The 16896-nt window shown below is 40.6% G+C and carries 14 protein-coding genes; 6 read left to right on the top strand and 8 right to left on the bottom strand.

Annotation, left to right across the window (positions count from 1 at the left end; genetic code table 11):
• Both rpsR and rplI read left to right on the top strand, forming a co-directional pair.
• Nucleotides 1–212: 30S ribosomal protein S18 (rpsR, locus tag QVP90_RS12905; protein WP_288204471.1), on the top strand; the 212-nt coding region annotated here is incomplete at its 5' end.
• 14 nt (nucleotides 213–226) lie between these two features.
• On the top strand, nucleotides 227–670 hold the full coding sequence (rplI, locus tag QVP90_RS12910; protein WP_005933552.1) for a 50S ribosomal protein L9: 444 nt from the start codon (nucleotides 227–229) through the stop codon (nucleotides 668–670).
• Between the two features lie 206 nt (nucleotides 671–876).
• Here rplI and QVP90_RS12915 read toward each other — a convergent pair whose 3' ends face one another.
• A complete protein-coding gene (locus QVP90_RS12915) occupies nucleotides 877–1092 on the bottom strand; it encodes a hypothetical protein (RefSeq protein WP_005933549.1) in 216 nt (71 codons plus the stop codon).
• A 157-nt stretch (nucleotides 1093–1249) separates the two neighbouring features.
• On the bottom strand, nucleotides 1250–2923 hold the full coding sequence (locus QVP90_RS12920) for a long-chain fatty acid--CoA ligase (RefSeq protein WP_005933546.1): 1674 nt from the start codon (nucleotides 2921–2923) through the stop codon (nucleotides 1250–1252).
• A gap of 204 nt (nucleotides 2924–3127) precedes the next feature.
• Between QVP90_RS12920 and mtaB the strand changes: the two genes are divergently transcribed.
• From mtaB to QVP90_RS12935, 3 genes are read left to right on the top strand one after another with little or no spacing between them, the layout of a single operon-like run.
• Entirely contained in the window at nucleotides 3128–4447 is a 1320-nt protein-coding gene (gene mtaB, locus QVP90_RS12925; RefSeq protein ID WP_021936654.1) for a tRNA (N(6)-L-threonylcarbamoyladenosine(37)-C(2))-methylthiotransferase MtaB, read from the top strand.
• Nucleotides 4448–5479 carry a glycosyltransferase family 2 protein gene (locus tag QVP90_RS12930; protein ID WP_021936655.1) on the top strand — a complete coding sequence of 344 codons (1032 nt, stop codon included), beginning with the start codon at nucleotides 4448–4450 and terminating at the stop codon, nucleotides 5477–5479.
• 5 nt (nucleotides 5480–5484) lie between these two features.
• Nucleotides 5485–6006: a methylglyoxal synthase gene (locus QVP90_RS12935; RefSeq protein WP_005933538.1), complete on the top strand. Its 522-nt coding sequence runs from the start codon at nucleotides 5485–5487 to the stop codon at nucleotides 6004–6006.
• A gap of 426 nt (nucleotides 6007–6432) precedes the next feature.
• Here QVP90_RS12935 and QVP90_RS12940 read toward each other — a convergent pair whose 3' ends face one another.
• The 5 genes from QVP90_RS12940 to QVP90_RS12960 all read right to left on the bottom strand — a co-directional run bounded on the left by QVP90_RS12940 (nucleotide 6433) and on the right by QVP90_RS12960 (nucleotide 15251).
• Nucleotides 6433–7392, bottom strand: coding sequence for a hypothetical protein (locus QVP90_RS12940; RefSeq protein ID WP_264381130.1), 960 nt, complete (start codon nucleotides 7390–7392; stop codon nucleotides 6433–6435).
• Nucleotides 7393–7675: 283 nt separating this feature from the next.
• Nucleotides 7676–8047, bottom strand: a complete 372-nt coding sequence (gene folB / locus QVP90_RS12945; RefSeq protein ID WP_021936657.1) for a dihydroneopterin aldolase — start codon at nucleotides 8045–8047, stop codon at nucleotides 7676–7678.
• A gap of 60 nt (nucleotides 8048–8107) precedes the next feature.
• Complete coding sequence (locus QVP90_RS12950; protein WP_021936658.1) at nucleotides 8108–9118, bottom strand: acyltransferase family protein; 1011 nt, start codon at nucleotides 9116–9118, stop codon at nucleotides 8108–8110.
• Between the two features lie 124 nt (nucleotides 9119–9242).
• Entirely contained in the window at nucleotides 9243–11945 is a 2703-nt protein-coding gene (locus QVP90_RS12955) for a 4-alpha-glucanotransferase (protein ID WP_264380731.1), read from the bottom strand.
• Nucleotides 11946–12713: 768 nt separating this feature from the next.
• Nucleotides 12714–15251 (bottom strand): adenosylcobalamin-dependent ribonucleoside-diphosphate reductase, encoded by a 2538-nt coding sequence (locus QVP90_RS12960; RefSeq protein WP_005933524.1) that lies wholly within the window; start codon nucleotides 15249–15251, stop codon nucleotides 12714–12716.
• Between the two features lie 286 nt (nucleotides 15252–15537).
• On the opposite strand from QVP90_RS12960, the gene QVP90_RS12965 reads away from it, so the two are divergent.
• Nucleotides 15538–16278: an NADPH-dependent oxidoreductase gene (locus tag QVP90_RS12965; RefSeq protein ID WP_005933522.1), complete on the top strand. Its 741-nt coding sequence runs from the start codon at nucleotides 15538–15540 to the stop codon at nucleotides 16276–16278.
• A 51-nt stretch (nucleotides 16279–16329) separates the two neighbouring features.
• Here QVP90_RS12965 and QVP90_RS12970 read toward each other — a convergent pair.
• Nucleotides 16330–16896 (bottom strand): helix-turn-helix domain-containing protein (locus tag QVP90_RS12970; RefSeq protein WP_288204474.1); only part of this gene is annotated, 567 nt, incomplete at its 5' end.

Genomic DNA, 16896 nt, shown 5'->3' on the forward strand with positions numbered 1-16896 from the left:
AGAAAAAATACTGCCGTTTCAAAAAAAGTGGTATCCGTTATATCGACTACAAAGATCCTGAATTCTTGAAGAAATTCTTGAATGAACAGGGAAAAATCCTTCCTCGCCGTATTACTGGTACTTCTTTGAAGTTCCAACGTCGTATTGCGCAGGCTGTGAAGAGAGCACGTCACTTGGCATTGTTGCCTTATGTAACTGACATGATGAAATAAGAAGGAGGAAAAGTATGGAAATTATATTGAAAGAAGACGTAGTAAATTTGGGTTATAAGAATGACATCGTAACTGTTAAGTCTGGTTATGGTCGTAATTATTTGATCCCGACTGGAAAAGCCATTATTGCTTCTCCTTCTGCAAAAAAAATGTTGGCTGAAGAACTGAAACAGCGTGCTCACAAACTTGAAAAGATCAAGAAAGATGCTGAAGCTATGGCTGCTAAGTTGGAAGGTGTATCTTTGACTATTGCTACTAAGGTTAGCTCTACGGGTACAATCTTTGGTTCTGTAAGTAATATCCAAATTGCTGAGGCATTGGCTAAATTGGGTCATGAAGTAGACAGAAAGATTATCGTAGTGAAAGATGCTGTGAAAGAAGTTGGTTCTTACAAAGCTGTCGTTAAACTGCATAAGGAAGTTGCTGTAGAAATTCCTTTTGAGGTAGTTGCTGAATAATTAAGATACTTATTATATAAAAAGAAAAGCCTGTTCTCTCAAAAACAGGCTTTTCTTTTTATATAATCTTTTATTGTGTCCTTTTACAAGTTTTTTTATCACTTATTCGTTGTGCTTCCTTGATATTTTATTGGGAAAGGGGACATAAAAAAAGTCTGTCCGTGATTTTTCACGTCAGACTTTCAATTCTCTCTAAACTGTAGAAATTATTCAGCTACAGTTTCTGTTACTGCTACGCTATCAACTACTTCTACTGTATCAATTGCTGCGGCTGCTTCAGCTGCAGCTGCTTCTACTGCTTCAAGTGAATCAGCGATACGGATAGAGTCTGCTTCTGCTTTTGCTGCATCAGCTGCTTTATTACCACAAGATGCCAACGATACTGCTGCGATAGCTGCGAACATTAAAACTAATTTTTTCATTTTCTTTGCTTTTTAATCTATAATACAATCAATTGCTTATTAAAACGCTGCAAAGATATAGACTTTTGGAATACGTTGTTCTCGATATACCAACTTTTTTTATATTTTTTTTCGAAGATCGCTTTCTATTTGTCTCACAATATGTTTTACAACATGGTTAGTTTACTGCTATGCTATTGTATAAGTAGCGTTTAATACTTCTTTTAGGAGTTTTTTCAAATTCCGTGGGATAGAGTTGGATCTGGCTTATCTTCTCATAGTTGGCTACGCTTGCATTTAGATTCTTCAGGTTTTCATCCATGATCGTTTTTAAATTCTCCGGTTGGTTGAGTCCTAACGAATCTAATGATTCATAATCTGCATATACCAAAGCCACTAACTTTTTGTTTCGTTCGATAATAAGGCTTTCAAGAATGAAAGGTAAGTTATTCAGTTTGGCTTCAATTTCTTCCGGGAATATATTTTGCCCGCTTGAACTCAGAATCATTGTTTTCAAACGTCCGCGTATAAAGATATTGCCATTGGCATCCATTGTTCCCAAGTCACCGGTGCGCAACCAGCCATCTTCGGTGAATACCTCTTGGGTTGCTTCCGGGTTTTTGTAATAGCCGGTCATTACATTTTCGCCGCGTACTTGAATTTCTCCGGTTTCCGCTTCCGGATTTTCTTTATAGATGCGTGCTTCCATAATGTCGAGTATCTTACCGGAAGAGGTTGGGATAAATTCGTTCCATGGTGCGTAGCTGATGAGCGGACCACATTCTGTCATTCCGTATCCGATGGTAAACGGAAATTTTATTTTATGGAAAAATTCCTCCACTTCCGGATTCATAGCCGCTCCGCCAATGATTATTTCTTTGAAACGTCCTCCCAGAGCATCGATCAGTTTTTTACGGATCTGTGCATAAATCTGTCCGTCGAGTAGTGGAATGCTGAGTGCCCATTTCATTCCTTTCTTATTAATGAGAGGTTGAATGGTGTTTTTATATATTTTCTCAATAACGAGCGGAACAGTGATAATCAAATTGGGTTTCACTTCTTCGAAAGCTTTCATGATGATTTTCGGAGAGGGGGTTTTGCCGAGCAGTGTGACATGGGTGCCTACAGCTGTAGCTGTCAAGAAGTCGAAAGCACAGCCATAGGCATGTGCCAGTGGGAGGAAAGAAAGTACTTTATCTCCTTTTTTCAGTAGCTCGGTACGGATACCGAAAGTAACGTTGCCTGCCAGATTGTTTCCGGTTAACATTACTCCCTTACTGAAACCGGTAGTGCCGGAAGTATAGTTCAATAGCATTACCTTGTCATTGGAAAGCGTGGTATATTGTACGTTTTCGCGGTGGAATCCTTTGGGATAGGTGTGATGCATCTCTTCATCCAGATGTTTGATGAATTTCTGTATGGTTTCTCCATCCCGCTGATATAGACAGCGGAAGTCTGATAAAGAAAATACTCCACGAAGTCCTGTGAGTTTTTCTTCTTCCAGATTTTCCCAGATGCTGTCACTGGTGAAAAGGAATACGGATTCGGAATGATTGACAATGTGGTGTACGTCGCTCGGATTGAAATCCTGAAGGATGGGAACAATAATGGCCCCATAAGTAATTGTGGCCATGTAAGCAATGCACCAACGGGCATTGTTTTTTCCGATAACCGCAATTTTGTCACCACGTCGCAGGCTACAATGTTTGAACAGCAGGTGAAGGCGGGCTATCTCTTCGGCAACTTGCCCATAGGTATAACTGATGTTGTCACCATAATCGGTATAACAAGGTAAATCCCAATTTTCGTGAAAACTGTTCTCGTATAATTTGATGAAATTCTCTTTTATCATTGCACGTTTTTTAGTAAACTGTGCAAAAATAGGAATAATAATTTAATTAAGAACCAAAAAATAAGATTTAACCTCTGTGCGGAGGTTAAATTTTTTAATTTAAGTAAACGTTTAATTCTCTGTTTTTAATCCTTAATTCACATAGAATGCATCACTTTTCTTATATAATATGTAACTTTGCCACAAATATGCGTTTATTAAAATATGATAGATACCACTGTATTTCAAAATAAGACAGCTGTTTACTATACGTTAGGCTGTAAGTTGAATTTTTCTGAGACCTCGACTATTGGTAAGATTTTGCGGGAAGCAGGTGTACGTACGGCTCGTAAGGGAGAACGTGCGGATATTTGTGTTGTGAATACATGTTCGGTGACCGAAATGGCGGATAAGAAGTGTCGTCAAGCTATTCACAGACTGGTGAAACAGCATCCGGGCGCTTTTGTTGTGGTCACAGGATGTTATGCACAGCTTAAGCCGGGTGACGTGGCGAAGATTGAGGGTGTAGATGTGGTATTGGGTGCTGAACAGAAAAAAGATTTGCTTCAATATTTAGGTGATTTGCAGAAGCATGGAGAAGGAGAAGCTTATACTACGGCAACCAAAGATATCCGTTCGTTTGCACCGTCTTGTTCGCGGGGAGATCGTACCCGCTTTTTTCTGAAGGTACAGGATGGCTGCGATTATTTTTGTTCTTATTGTACCATTCCTTTTGCTCGTGGGCGTAGCAGAAACGGAACGATTGCTTCGATGGTGGAGCAAGCTTGTCAGGCTGCTGCCGAAGGCGGTAAGGAGATTGTGCTTACCGGTGTGAATATCGGTGATTTCGGTAAGACGACCGGAGAAACTTTTTTTGATTTGGTGAAAGCCCTTGATGAAGTGGAAGGCATTGAGCGCTATCGTATTTCTTCCATCGAACCGAACTTGTTGGCAGATGAGATTATAGAATTTGTGTCCCGTTCCCGTCGTTTTATGCCTCATTTTCATATTCCTTTGCAATCGGGCAGTGATGAGGTGCTTAAACTGATGCGCCGTCGCTACGATACGGCTTTGTTTGCTTCTAAAGTAAAAAAAATAAAAGAGATAATGCCAGATGCCTTTATCGGTGTGGATGTGATTGTGGGTACACGCGGTGAAACCGGAGAGTTCTTTGAAAATGCCTATGAATTTATTGCCGGGCTGGATGTGACACAGCTTCATGTATTCAGTTATTCGGAACGTCCGGGTACACAAGCGCTGAAAATAGAGCATGTGGTAACTCCCGACGAGAAACATAAACGTAGCCAGAGGTTGCTGACTCTTTCTGATGAGAAAACGCGCTCTTTTTATGTCCGTCATACGGGGCAGGTGATGCCTGTTTTGATGGAAAAGACTAAGGCTGGTTTGCCGATGCATGGTTTTACTACTAATTATATACGGGTAGAAGTTGAAAATGATCCTTCTCTTGATAATAAAGTGGTTAATGTTTTGTTAGGTGAACTTAATGAGGAGGGAACGGCATTGAAAGGCACTATTCTATCATAAATGAAAAAGATATCGATTGTTATATTGAATTGGAATGGCTGTGAGATACTCCGTTCATTTCTTCCGTCGGTAATTCATTATTCGGATGGAGACGATATAGAGATATGCGTGGCAGATAATGGTTCTACGGATACTTCTGTTACCATGTTGCGGGAGGAATTTCCTGCTGTCCGTTTGATTCTGTTGGAACAAAATCACGGTTTTGCAGAGGGGTATAATCTTGCTTTAAATAAGGTAGATGCGGAATATGTCGTTTTGCTGAATTCGGATGTGGAGGTAACGGAACATTGGCTCGAACCACTTGTTGCCTATATGGATACTCATCCCGAAGTGGCGGCTTGCCAGCCGAAAATTCGCAGTTGGCATCAAAAGCAGATGTTTGAATACGCTGGTGCGGCAGGTGGCTACATTGATCGTTATGGTTATCCTTTTTGCCGGGGGCGCATGATGGGGACGACGGAAAGAGATGAAGGACAATATGATACCGTTGTTCCGGTCTTTTGGGCTACGGGGGCTGCTTTGTTTATTCGTCTGACGGATTATACGGATGTAGGTGGGCTCGATGCACGTTTTTTTGCGCATATGGAAGAGATCGACCTTTGTTGGCGGCTTCGTTCGCGGGGGAGAGGCATTGTCTGTATTCCGCAAAGCGTAGTTTATCATGTAGGTGCGGCAACACTGAAAAAAGAGAGTCCGCGTAAGACTTTTCTCAATTTTCGTAATAACCTTGTCATGCTTTACAAAAATCTTCCTTCTGAAGAATTAAGTGGGGTAATGCGTGTTCGTACGATTCTTGATTACATCGCTGCCTTTCAATTTTTGCTTAAGGGACAGTTTGGGAATGCCAAGGCGGTGCTTCATGCACGAAAAGAGTATAAGCGGCTTCGTTCTTATTTTAGTAAGGCCCGGGAGGAAAATTTACGAAAAACTTATGTGAATCCGATTCCCGAACAGATAAAAAACTGTATCTTGTGGCAGTGTTATGCGAAAGGGCGCAAGCGTTTTTCGCAATTGTCTAACTTTAAAGGATAGCATAAATGGAAAAAAGGTTGGTTAGAAAGATCGGTTTGGTGGCACATGATGCTATGAAGAGAGATCTTATTGAATGGGTACTTTGGAATTCCGAATTGTTAATGGGGCATAAGTTCTACTGTACGGGGACGACCGGAACACTGATTTTGGAAGCTCTTAAAGAAAAGCATCCCGATGTAGAGTGGGATTTTACTATTTTGAAATCCGGTCCGTTGGGGGGTGACCAACAGATGGGATCACGTATTGTGGATGGGGAAATTGACTATTTGTTTTTCTTTACCGATCCAATGACACTGCAACCTCACGATACAGATGTTAAAGCCTTGACCCGCTTGGCCGGCGTGGAGAATATCGTGTTTTGCTGTAACCGTTCTACGGCCGATCATATCATATCCAGTCCATTGTTTATGGATCCCGACTATGAACGGACTCATCCCGATTATTCCGGATATACCAAGCGGTTCGAGAACAAACCGGTGGTAACGGAAGCAGTGGCATCTGTCAATAAGCGTAAGAAAAAGAAATAACGGATTTGAGAAAAAAGATATAGCATCTTTTAAAAAAGGATGTAACAGGTTTCAGTAAAAGATGTAACGGTTTTTAAAAAAAAGATGTAGCAAGCTTCTTCGGAAAGATGCTATATCTTTTTTTGTAAACGACATTTTGATGTGAAGTAGACAGAATTTATATTCCCAAATAACTTGTTTTTCAGTTTGATTTCCCCCTTTCACCTTCTTCACCTTCTGGTTGTATCCCCTTATTGATGGGTAATACGAGGTGAAAGCTTTCTTGATACTGTTCTTGTGGAAAGCAGTTAGGATGTTTAGTGCACTTGTGTAGCCGATTCAGCCGTCTCAGGCATGATGTATAAGAGACGGGGATACCGCCTTCACCTTGTATTGCCCATCAATAAGGGGATGTAGTGAAATGGTGAAGGAAGTGAAGGGGGCGAATTATAGGGCTGCAATAATGTTTTTCTGTTTTTCAAGAAAAGCGATACGTTGTGTTTCTCCACTTTCTGATATCTGTGTAGAATGTCGTTTCAAAGATTGAATCCATTTCTTTTGCATCCGGCAGATATGAGGATTTTGCGAATCCATGGAATTGAGAGAGTAGATACTGAAAAGGCTGACCTCAAAGTTCTTTTTGGAAATGTAGCTGTAAGTCGTTTCAAAATTAATGTTTGACAGATAAATGGATAATTTATTACCATTATTGAACTCCCCTTTGACAGACAGGTATTCCAGATCGGTGAGCAGTTGTTGCAATTCTTTTTTTAGCTGGATGACATCCTTTACAGATATTAGCTTTAATCCGGCAAAGTATTGTATTTCTTTTACGAAAGAATGAAAGATGCTGTTGTCCCATATAAAATAGGTCTTTCCACTTTTTTTTGCACTTTCACTTAATCTTTTATGGGCGATAATAAGCTTTTCCGGAATTTGTACTTCAGATAGGGAATTGGGAGCTTTTATTTCTCCGTTTTGGTAAATCCATTGGCACAGGCGGAATTTTGTGAGGTATTCGTATGATGAATAGAGTACAAATGGAATTGTATTGGAGGCAGTATATATTTCAGTATTATCATCTCCTTTTATAAGATAGAGGAGTTGGTGATAGTGCTCTATAATTTCATGATAACTTTCTAACAGATCGGATTTATGTAATAAATTCATATTAAAAGTTACTCGGTTTGCTAAGTGGTTTCCGATAATCTGGTCGATAGATATTCCCAAGTTGCAAGAGATTATGGCTATTTCGTCAAGAGTGAATGCTACTTCTCCCCGTAATCTACGGTAGGCAGCTTCTTTTCCTATGCATAATGTATTTATCAGATAACTTGCCAGACTTTGATCTTGCGGCATTCTATCTTTCATTTCATTAATCAATTCTTTTACGATATAGCTTTTTATCATGTTTTTTTCTTTACTTTTATTAGTAGTCAGGAGATTGTTTATGGGTTGAGACTTGCATTTGCTACAAATTTAGGAATAGAAAATAAAAATTAAATGATTCTTATCATGTGCACAATTAAATACTTTTTCTTATTAAGTAATCCGGAAAAGCAAATTGGTGTAAAGCGAAAAACGGATGCGTAGTTTATCGGGAATTTATAGAGAGAGGAAAAGAATGTTTACCGGATATTCTCTTTTCGTGCATGAAATAAATAGTGGAATCATGAAATGGAATGCAAAATTAGCTTCTGGTACAGTGCATTTCTACTCCTGCAGAATCAATGTCTGCTCCCATTGGGGGATTTCTTTTTGACAACTTGATTTCTATCTCTTCAATGCCCGGAAACTCTTGAAATAATCTGGTCGCGATACGTCCGCATACATGTTCTAACAATTTGGACGGTATTTCCATCTCCTGTTTCAGTACTGTATAAATGTCCGCATAGCTGATTGTATCGTCTAACTCGTCTGTAACGGCGGCATGTCTGAAATCTGTTTTTAACTTTAGATCGATATAAAATTCATTACCTGTAACCGTTTCCTGCGGGGCTACTCCGTGGTGGGCAAAGAAAAGTACATTTTTCAGAAGTATATGGCAACTGTTTATATTCATGATAGTGTTTTTAAGATGATCTGTTTTGCAAAGATATAATAAAACTCGGATATGTCTCTTTTATCTGATTTTAATCAAATCTTTTTGTGCTACTACTTGCGGCATGACTTTTAGAAAAAATGGGGTCAATGCAATGCAAATGGCAAGAGTCACGAATAACAAAGTAAAGGCAAGTATCCATTCGTTGTGGATGTATCGCGATACGAATTGTCCGCCAAAGTGGAGTATGGGGCCGTGAATGCCGAGTGTGATGACCGAATAACGTCCGAGATAGGATATTACGGAGATGTGCTTGATCCGTTTGCAGAAAAGCATGATCATAAAGATACCGGCAAGCGCGGCTATATAGAATTGAGCGATATTTCCTGTATAGCTGTTGGTGCGCATTCCGGGGGTGGTAGCGGTAAAATACATGATGGTAAGGGCCATTGCCATAAACAATGGGATCCATTTATCGAAACGGTGAGGAAATAAGAAGAAATTATAACGCCGTATCCAGAATCCGGCTGCATAAAATGGGAGGGCAGTCATTGCCACATCCATGTAAAATGGCAGTTCGAAACGATATTTTCCCATATAGAATCCCGCAGCCCCTATGAGCAGGGTAGAGGCAAACATCAAATTCAAATGTTTGTTGCGTAAGAAATGGATCAGGTAAAACAGGATGTTACAGTTAAACAGGGCTATTAGAAACCAGATAGGCGGATTGAATTTAATCAAGTCGTGACCGTGGAAGATGACGAGCATTTCACTCCACTGAACCGGTAAATGGAATACTCCCGGAGCGATTTTCCATACGACGTATTTTAGTAGGAAAGCGGTTATATAGAAGAAAGTGAAAGGAATGAGCAATTTGTTTATTTTGCGGATAAGAAAACCAGCAAACCCTTCATAGGATTTAAAGAAGATGCCGGATATAAAAAAATAAAGCGGCATGCGAAAGCAGGATATCATTGAACTTTCATCGAATTTGGCAAATGCTCCGTCAATGTGTGCCATAACCACCAGAATGATGCAGATCCCTTTGGTTAGGTCTACAAAATCAATCCGTTTATTTGTGTTGTCGTTCATTATCTGCTTTTTAAAGTGCACAAAGATACAGGATATCTATTAAAAAACAACGCCTCCTCCGGATTGATTTATCGGGAGAAGGCGTATTGATGATTTTAGAATGAACTTGTTGTTGAACGGGCTGTTATTTTTCCGGTTTTCTTCCGGTCTGTTTCACGAGCTCTTTTATTTTTTCATTCAGACTTTCTGCTTTCATCAGTTGTTCTAATGTCAGATGCATGCGGTAACGCCAATAATGGCGCGGGTTGGCAGGTACGTTGATACGTTCTTCTTGTACATTCGGATTGCGCCATCTACCGTCTATCGACAACCAGTCTTGCAACGAGAGGATGCAAAGGATAGAGTTGCTATACAGATGTTTGCGTACTACCTCTTCGCACAATTCCGGAGTGGCTGTCGATGGAGCGGAACCGTAATGTCCGAGCATTGTATTATAATACCTTTGTGTCTGCTGATAGTCCTCTTCCCACCATCCGCGGAGCGTCGACATGTCATGTGTGGAAATGGTGCAGACCGAACGATACGGATACTCATTCAGATGTCCGAATTCGTAAGCCGGATTTTTAGGCATGCGTTGTATCTCCAAGCTGAGGATACGTAAATCGTTCATCACCCAGGCTACGCAATCAGGAATCATACCAAGATCTTCACCACATACCAGCATGCGGGTGGACTGTGTCAATTGAGGCAATTTTTTCATGGCTTGTTGTTGCCAGAATTGATTGTGACGATGGTAGTAATATTGATCGTACAAACGGTTGAAAGCGGCTTTTTCCCAATCGTTCAAGGAGCGATAGATGAAGTCGTGCTGTACACCGATACGCGGATGATATTTATGGGCTTCTTGTCGGTCCGGTACAAACAATACGTCACTGATAAGTGCATAGAGTCCGTCACGAATCCAGATACTGTCATCATCGGTTTTTCCGGTGAAGAAAGCTTCTATTTTACGTTGGGTATCGAATTCGGGACGCATGCGGTACACCTCCCATGTTTCGGTAGGCTCGATAAAGGTCTGTTTTACATAATCGGTATGTGGACCGAATAATTGCCCCAGGAAATATTCATGGATATAAGGTTTTAAAAACTCTTCACGGAAGGGCAATCCGTAACTTTCTATCTCTTCGCGGCTCATGGGCAATGAGGGCACAAACTGGCCTAACAATCCATGAACTGCATTCATGGGTATTTCCCAGATGCGGAAGAATCCGAGTATATGGTCGATACGGTAAGCGTCGAAGTATTCGGACATTTTTTTGAAACGCTTCATCCACCAGCTATAACCGTCTTGTTCCATCACTTCCCAATTATAAGTAGGAAATCCCCAATTTTGTCCGTTTACAGAGAAATCATCGGGCGGTGCACCGGCCTGACCGTTGAGGTTGAAGTAATAAGGCTCTGTCCAAGCTTCTACACTGTTGCGACTGATTCCGATAGGAATATCCCCTTTAAGTACTACACCGTTTTCGCGGGCATAAGTGGTTGCTTCCAGCAGTTGAAGATGAAGATTAAATTGGATATAGAAATAGATAGAGATGAATGGATAATCTACTGAATCCGATTGGCACATCTTTTCTATTTCATCTGCATTGTATGTGGCATGGCGTGGCCATTCACGGAAATTGGGCGTTTGGAATGCGTCACGTAAATAGCTGAAAACAGCATAGGGTTGTAGCCATTCCTTATTGGCATCGAAGAAAGTTTTGAAAGCTTTGGATGCTAATACTTTTTCACCTTCCTGGAGGAAGATAAGGCGGAAATACTCCCATTTTGTCCGATTTACCGCCTCATAGTCGATGGTAGGAAGTGTATTCAGCTCTTTTTGTTTTTTGTTGAAAGCCGAGGCTGCTTCTTTGTCCTTTAACGTACCCATTCTTTTGAGATCGGCGTACATCGGATGAAATGCATAGATGGAGATACTGTTGTATGGATAAGAATCTGTCCATGTATGCGTCATGGTAGTATCGTTGATCGGTAGTATCTGTACTACTTTCTGGTCGGTGCTGACCGCCCAGTCGATCATACGTTTCAGATCGCCAAAGTCGCCTACGCCGAAGCTCTTTTCTGATTTCAGTGAGAAAATAGGAACGGCTACTCCTGCACCTTTCCAGGCAGGAATATCAAAGTATGCATAACGGTCGGAAATGACAAGTGTCTCGTTGGCTTTCAGTTCCGGCTTTGCCATATAACGGTTGGGATTGTTTTCCCATGCTTCGGCATGTTTTTCTTTTTTGTTGTAGAGTATGAATTTGTACTCGATAGGGAAACTCAGTTTACCGGCATCCAGTTCTGTTTGCCATTCCGGAAAATTGATATCGCTCATCAATAACGCTTTGTCCGGATTCCAGTCTCCCAATATCTTTTGATTACCACAAATAGCCAGGCAATAATCTTCGTTGACACGTGGAGCATATGCTTTTATCATCAGCCCCTTTTTATAACTTTTGGGTATTTCCATTCTGTTTCGGTGCGCCAAAAGTGATTCGGTGAAAGCCGAGCTATAAAAATATTGCTGTTCAGGAAGATTTTTCCAACTGTCATTTATGAGGTATCTCTTTTTGCTGTCTCCTATAAGATAAAGACGACGGGGAAAGCTGTCCCATTCACGACGAACTGCTTTTCCGTCTTGCCAGATGAGATAGCTATAGTCTACTATTCCTCTTTCGGAAATCTGTATTTCAGTTTCTACTGTCCAATGAATCCCATCTACGGTATGGAGAGGAATGGAATGTTCGGGCTGATTATTTCCCAATTCGGGGGCAGAACCTGTAATCCTTACTTCTTCTCCCCAGTTGGTACGGTATTCAATATTAAACGATACTGTCATATATATTAGATTTTGATTATAGACGATTGATTGATAATGCAAGTATAAGACATTCTTTTTATATATTATGTATTGGGATTATTGGAAGTAATTTAAAATGTTATGCAAACGTTTGTGTTGAGGTGTACTTTTCTTTTGTCTTGATACAAAAGAAAAGATACCAAAAGAAAAAATCAAGGCTGCATTTTTTCTCCTACTCTCTTCCTTCGTTTCGCTAAAGGGGCTCGAACTCGCTGCGCTCAGACAATCGCCCCTTTTTACGCTACACTGCGGGCGTTCGCTTGACGGAGAAAAAATGAGGCCGCTGCGGTTACCGTAGAGCAGTGAGGCATTTGCTCGTTTTTTCGATTGTATGTTGTGCATATTTGTTTTTTGTATGATTCTTATATATGATTCCCATATATACTTTTCCTATATGATTCTTTAGTATGACTTATCTATGCTCTTTTATATCAAGTTTTTCCTTTGTTATATTTAATGAAAGGACTTTGCCCTTTTCGTTTTCGATTGTTTTTATATGATAAAAGTTTATTCTTATTATATTCCTGTGCTTATGTCATTATTTTTCATTTCCACGCCGAATGGTTCCCCGGCCTCATTTATGTAGCGTAAAACGGAACTCCGGTAAAAAGCGTAGAAAGGGCGATTGTTTGAGCGAAGCGAGTTCGGGCCCTTTTAGCTTTTTGCCGGAGTGCAGTAGCTACATAAATGCAGCCTTGATTTTTTCTTTGGTTCTTTCTTTTGCATCAAGGCAAAAGAAAGAATAGTTTATCCACAGCGCGATGCCCCACACGTCGTACAAATAAGGCATCCCTCCTGATAGACGAGAGTTTCGTTTCCACAGTTCGGGCATTTCTTACCTTTAGCTTCCGTACCGTCCTGGATATATTTTTTCAACGCACGTTCTACACCATTTTTCCAGGTATTGATATTTTCACTGTCTAACTGTAATGAACTTACCAGTTTGATAACTTGTTCGATAGGCATTCTGTAACGAAGTACTCCTGAAATTAGTTTTGCATAATTCCAGTATTCTTTATTGAACTTTTCGGACAAGCCTTCGATAGTCATTTTATATCCGCGTTTGTTCTCAAACTGGAAGTCGTAGCGCTTGTTTCCATTTTCATCTACATTTTTGATGATACGTCCGCTTACTACGCTTTTCGGGATGAATATCCCTTCGTCGTCGTCTTGCAAACCGGTAAATATCTCGTAAGGATGTCCGTCGAGTAGACCGACCAAGGCTACCCATTTTTCCTTATTGTTTTGAAAACGAACGACGTCTGCTTCAAGTACCGTCGGACGGGTTTCTACAATCGTAGGCGGTTTACATGGAGGTAGTTCTTCTTTCTTATCCGATTTGGTTGAAATCAATACTCCCGAACGTGAGCCGTCACGATAGACCGTACAACCTTTACATCCGGATTTCCATGCTTCTACATATAAACGGTTTACAAGGTCTTCATCCACGTCATTAGGCAAGTTGATCGTAACACTGATCGAATGATCCACCCATTTTTGGATGCGTCCTTGCATTTTTACTTTCATTAGCCAGTCAACATCGTTGGACGTTGCTTTATTATAGGGTGATTGGGCAACCAAATCATCGATCTCTTCCTGTGTGTACCGTTTGGACGGATCGTAGCCGTTGGCTTCCATCCAAGTGACAAATTTATGGTGGAATACGATGTATTCCTCGAAAGCGTCTCCTGTTTCATCCACGAAGTCCACATGTACATTTGTGTCGTTCGGATTTACTTTTCTGCGGCGTTTATATACCGGTAAGAAAACAGGCTCGATACCTGAGGTGGTTTGTGTCATCAAACTGGTTGTTCCGGTCGGGGCAATGGTAAGGCAAGCTATATTGCGGCGGCCGTATTTTTTCATCTCTTCGTAAAGTTCCGGATCTGCTTCGCGCAGGCGATTGATGAATGGATTTTCTTTTTCACGTTCCGTATCGTATATTTCGAAAGCGCCACGTTCTTTTGCCATCTCTACAGAGGAACGGTAGGCACAAAGAGCCACTGTTTTATGGACTTGTTCGGAAAACTCGGTAGCTTCCTCTGTTCCGTATCGCAGTCCCAATGCGGCAAGCATATCACCTTCGGCGGTGATACCTACACCTGTACGTCTTCCCTGACCGCTTTTCTTATATATTTTTTCCCATAACACACGTTCGGTACGTTTTACCTCTTCATTTTCCGGATCTTCATTTATCTTTTGCATGATCCGTTCTATCTTCTCCAGTTCCAGGTCGATGATATCGTCCATGATACGTTGTGCCAATGCTATATGTTTTTTGAAGAGATCGAAATCAAAATAAGCATCCGGCTTGAACGGATTTACTACGTATGAGTATAAATTGATGGCCAACAGACGGCATGAGTCGTAGGGACATAAAGGAATTTCTCCACATGGGTTGGTAGAAACGGTTTTATAGCCGAGATCTGCATAACAGTCAGGGACGGATTCACGAATGATCGTATCCCAGAACAGTACACCCGGTTCTGCTGATTTCCATGCATTGTGCACAATCTTTTTCCACAGAACGGAAGCGTCAATTTCTTTTGTTGTTGTCGGATTAGCGGATTCAATCGGATATTGTTGTACATAAGACTGATTGTCTATGGCAGCTTGCATGAAAGCATCGTCCAGTTTTACGGAAACATTGGCTCCGGTTACTTTTCCTTCCGTCATCTTGGCGTCGATGAATGCCTCAGAGTCTGGGTGTTTGATAGATACGCTTAACATTAATGCTCCCCGACGTCCGTCTTGTGCAACTTCTCGTGTAGAGTTGGAGTAGCGTTCCATAAAAGGAACCAAACCGGTAGAAGTCAATGCGGAGTTTTTGACAGGCGATCCCTTAGGGCGGATATGTGAAAGATCATGACCCACACCACCGCGTCTTTTCATTAATTGTACCTGCTCCTCGTCAATTTTGATAATAGCACCGTAAGAGTCGGCCGATCCGTCTACACCGATTACAAAACAGTTGGATAATGAAGCTACCTGATAGTCATTACCGATACCGGTCATCGGGCTACCTTGTGGAACAATGTATTTAAAATGATCGAGCAGTTTGAATAATTCTTCCGCACTAAGGCCGTTAGCGTACTTGGCTTCGATACGTGCCACTTCGTTTGCAATTCTCCAATGCATATCTTCCGGAGATTTCTCGTAAATATTTCCGAAAGAGTCCTTAACTGCGTATTTGTTTACCCAAACCCTGGCAGCAAGTTCATCACCTTGAAAATATCGTAAAGATTCTTCAAAGGCTTCTTCATAAGAATAAATTTGTTCTTTCACGTTAGTATGTGTCTTAGATTTCTTTATTTAATAAGTAAATGTGTAGAAGCTTACTTATCATTAACAAACGTGCCTGCAAAGCTATGAATGTTTTTTGGTATATCAAAATAAAAATGAGATAATTTATATATAGATTATAAGTTTCCCGTTTTAAAATAGTAAGTTATTGAAAAACAGTACAATGATGATTTTGTCTGCCGCTTGAAGTTTTCTAAAAAGAAAATTAATCTATTTATAGAAATAATGAATTGAATATTCTTTTTGTTATCTTTGCAGGAAAAAAGATATGATTGATACCGTTAAGAACAGAAGAACAATTAGAAAGTATTTACAAAAAGATATTCCATCTGATTTGTTAAATGATTTGCTTGAAACTTCTTCCCGTGCTTCTACTATGGGAGGAATGCAGTTGTACAGTGTCGTTATCACGCGTAATGCTGAAATGAAGGAAAAACTTTCACCGGCACATTTTAATCAACCCATGGTTAAGGGGGCTCCTGTTGTACTTACATTTTGTGCAGATTTTCGTCGTTTTAGTAAATGGTGTGAACAGCGTAACGCAGTGCCCGGGTACAATAATTTGATGTCGTTTATGAATGCGGCAATGGATACATTGTTGGTTGCACAGACTTTCTGTACATTGGCGGAGGAAGCAGGTTTGGGAATTTGTTATTTGGGGACTACCACTTACAATCCTCAAATGGTTATTGATGCTTTGCAACTTCCTGAACTTGTTTTTCCTATCACTACGGTAACGGTAGGTTACCCGGATGGTATTCCTGCCCAGGTAGACCGTTTGCCGTTAGAGGCAACTGTTCACGAAGAGTATTATCATGATTATTCCAAAGCCGATATTGATAAACTGTATGCTTATAAAGAATCATTGCCGGAAAATGAGCAGTTTGTGAAAGAAAACCGGAAGGAAACATTGGCGCAAGTATTCACAGATGTTCGTTATACGAAGAAAGATAACGAGTTCATGTCTGATAATTTATTGAAAGTGTTGCATCAGCAAGGATTTATGTGATTTATCATATGAAAAAAGAGAGACTGGAACTTTAATAGTCTCTCTTTTTTATTAACTGTTTTTCTTTTTCAGTGAAGATTCTATAGTTTCCAGATCGGCACGGAATCCCTTATCGACTTCGCATTGCCCTTTTACGGTTTTGCATGCGTGGAGTACGGTGGCATGATCTTTGTTTCCAATAAATTTCCCAATTTTCGAAGTAGAGAAATCTGTGTATGTCTTTGCCAAATACATCGCTACTTGACGTGCTTGTACCACTTCTCTTTTTCTTGATTTGGTATGAATGGCGTTGGTCTCAAGGCCAAAATGTTTGCAAACAGTATTGATAATGTCGTCAATACTGATACTTTTGGTCTCATTACGGACAACACCGCGAACGATATGTTGCGCCAAGTCGAGATCTATCTCCTTATTGAAGATTGTAGAACGTGCCATAATAGCGATTACGATACCTTCCAGGTCACGAACGCTTTCATTGACATTTTCCGCAATATAGTCTATAACCTCCGGTGGAAATTGCAATCCGTCACGATGGATTTTATTTCGTAAAATATTCTTCCGCAATTCTACTGTCGGTTTTTCCAACTCGGCTACCATTCCCCATTTGAAGCGGGTCAA

This window comes from Bacteroides sp. CAG:189 (assembly GCF_000432295.1).
GTDB lineage: Bacteria > Bacteroidota > Bacteroidia > Bacteroidales > Bacteroidaceae > Bacteroides > Bacteroides salyersiae.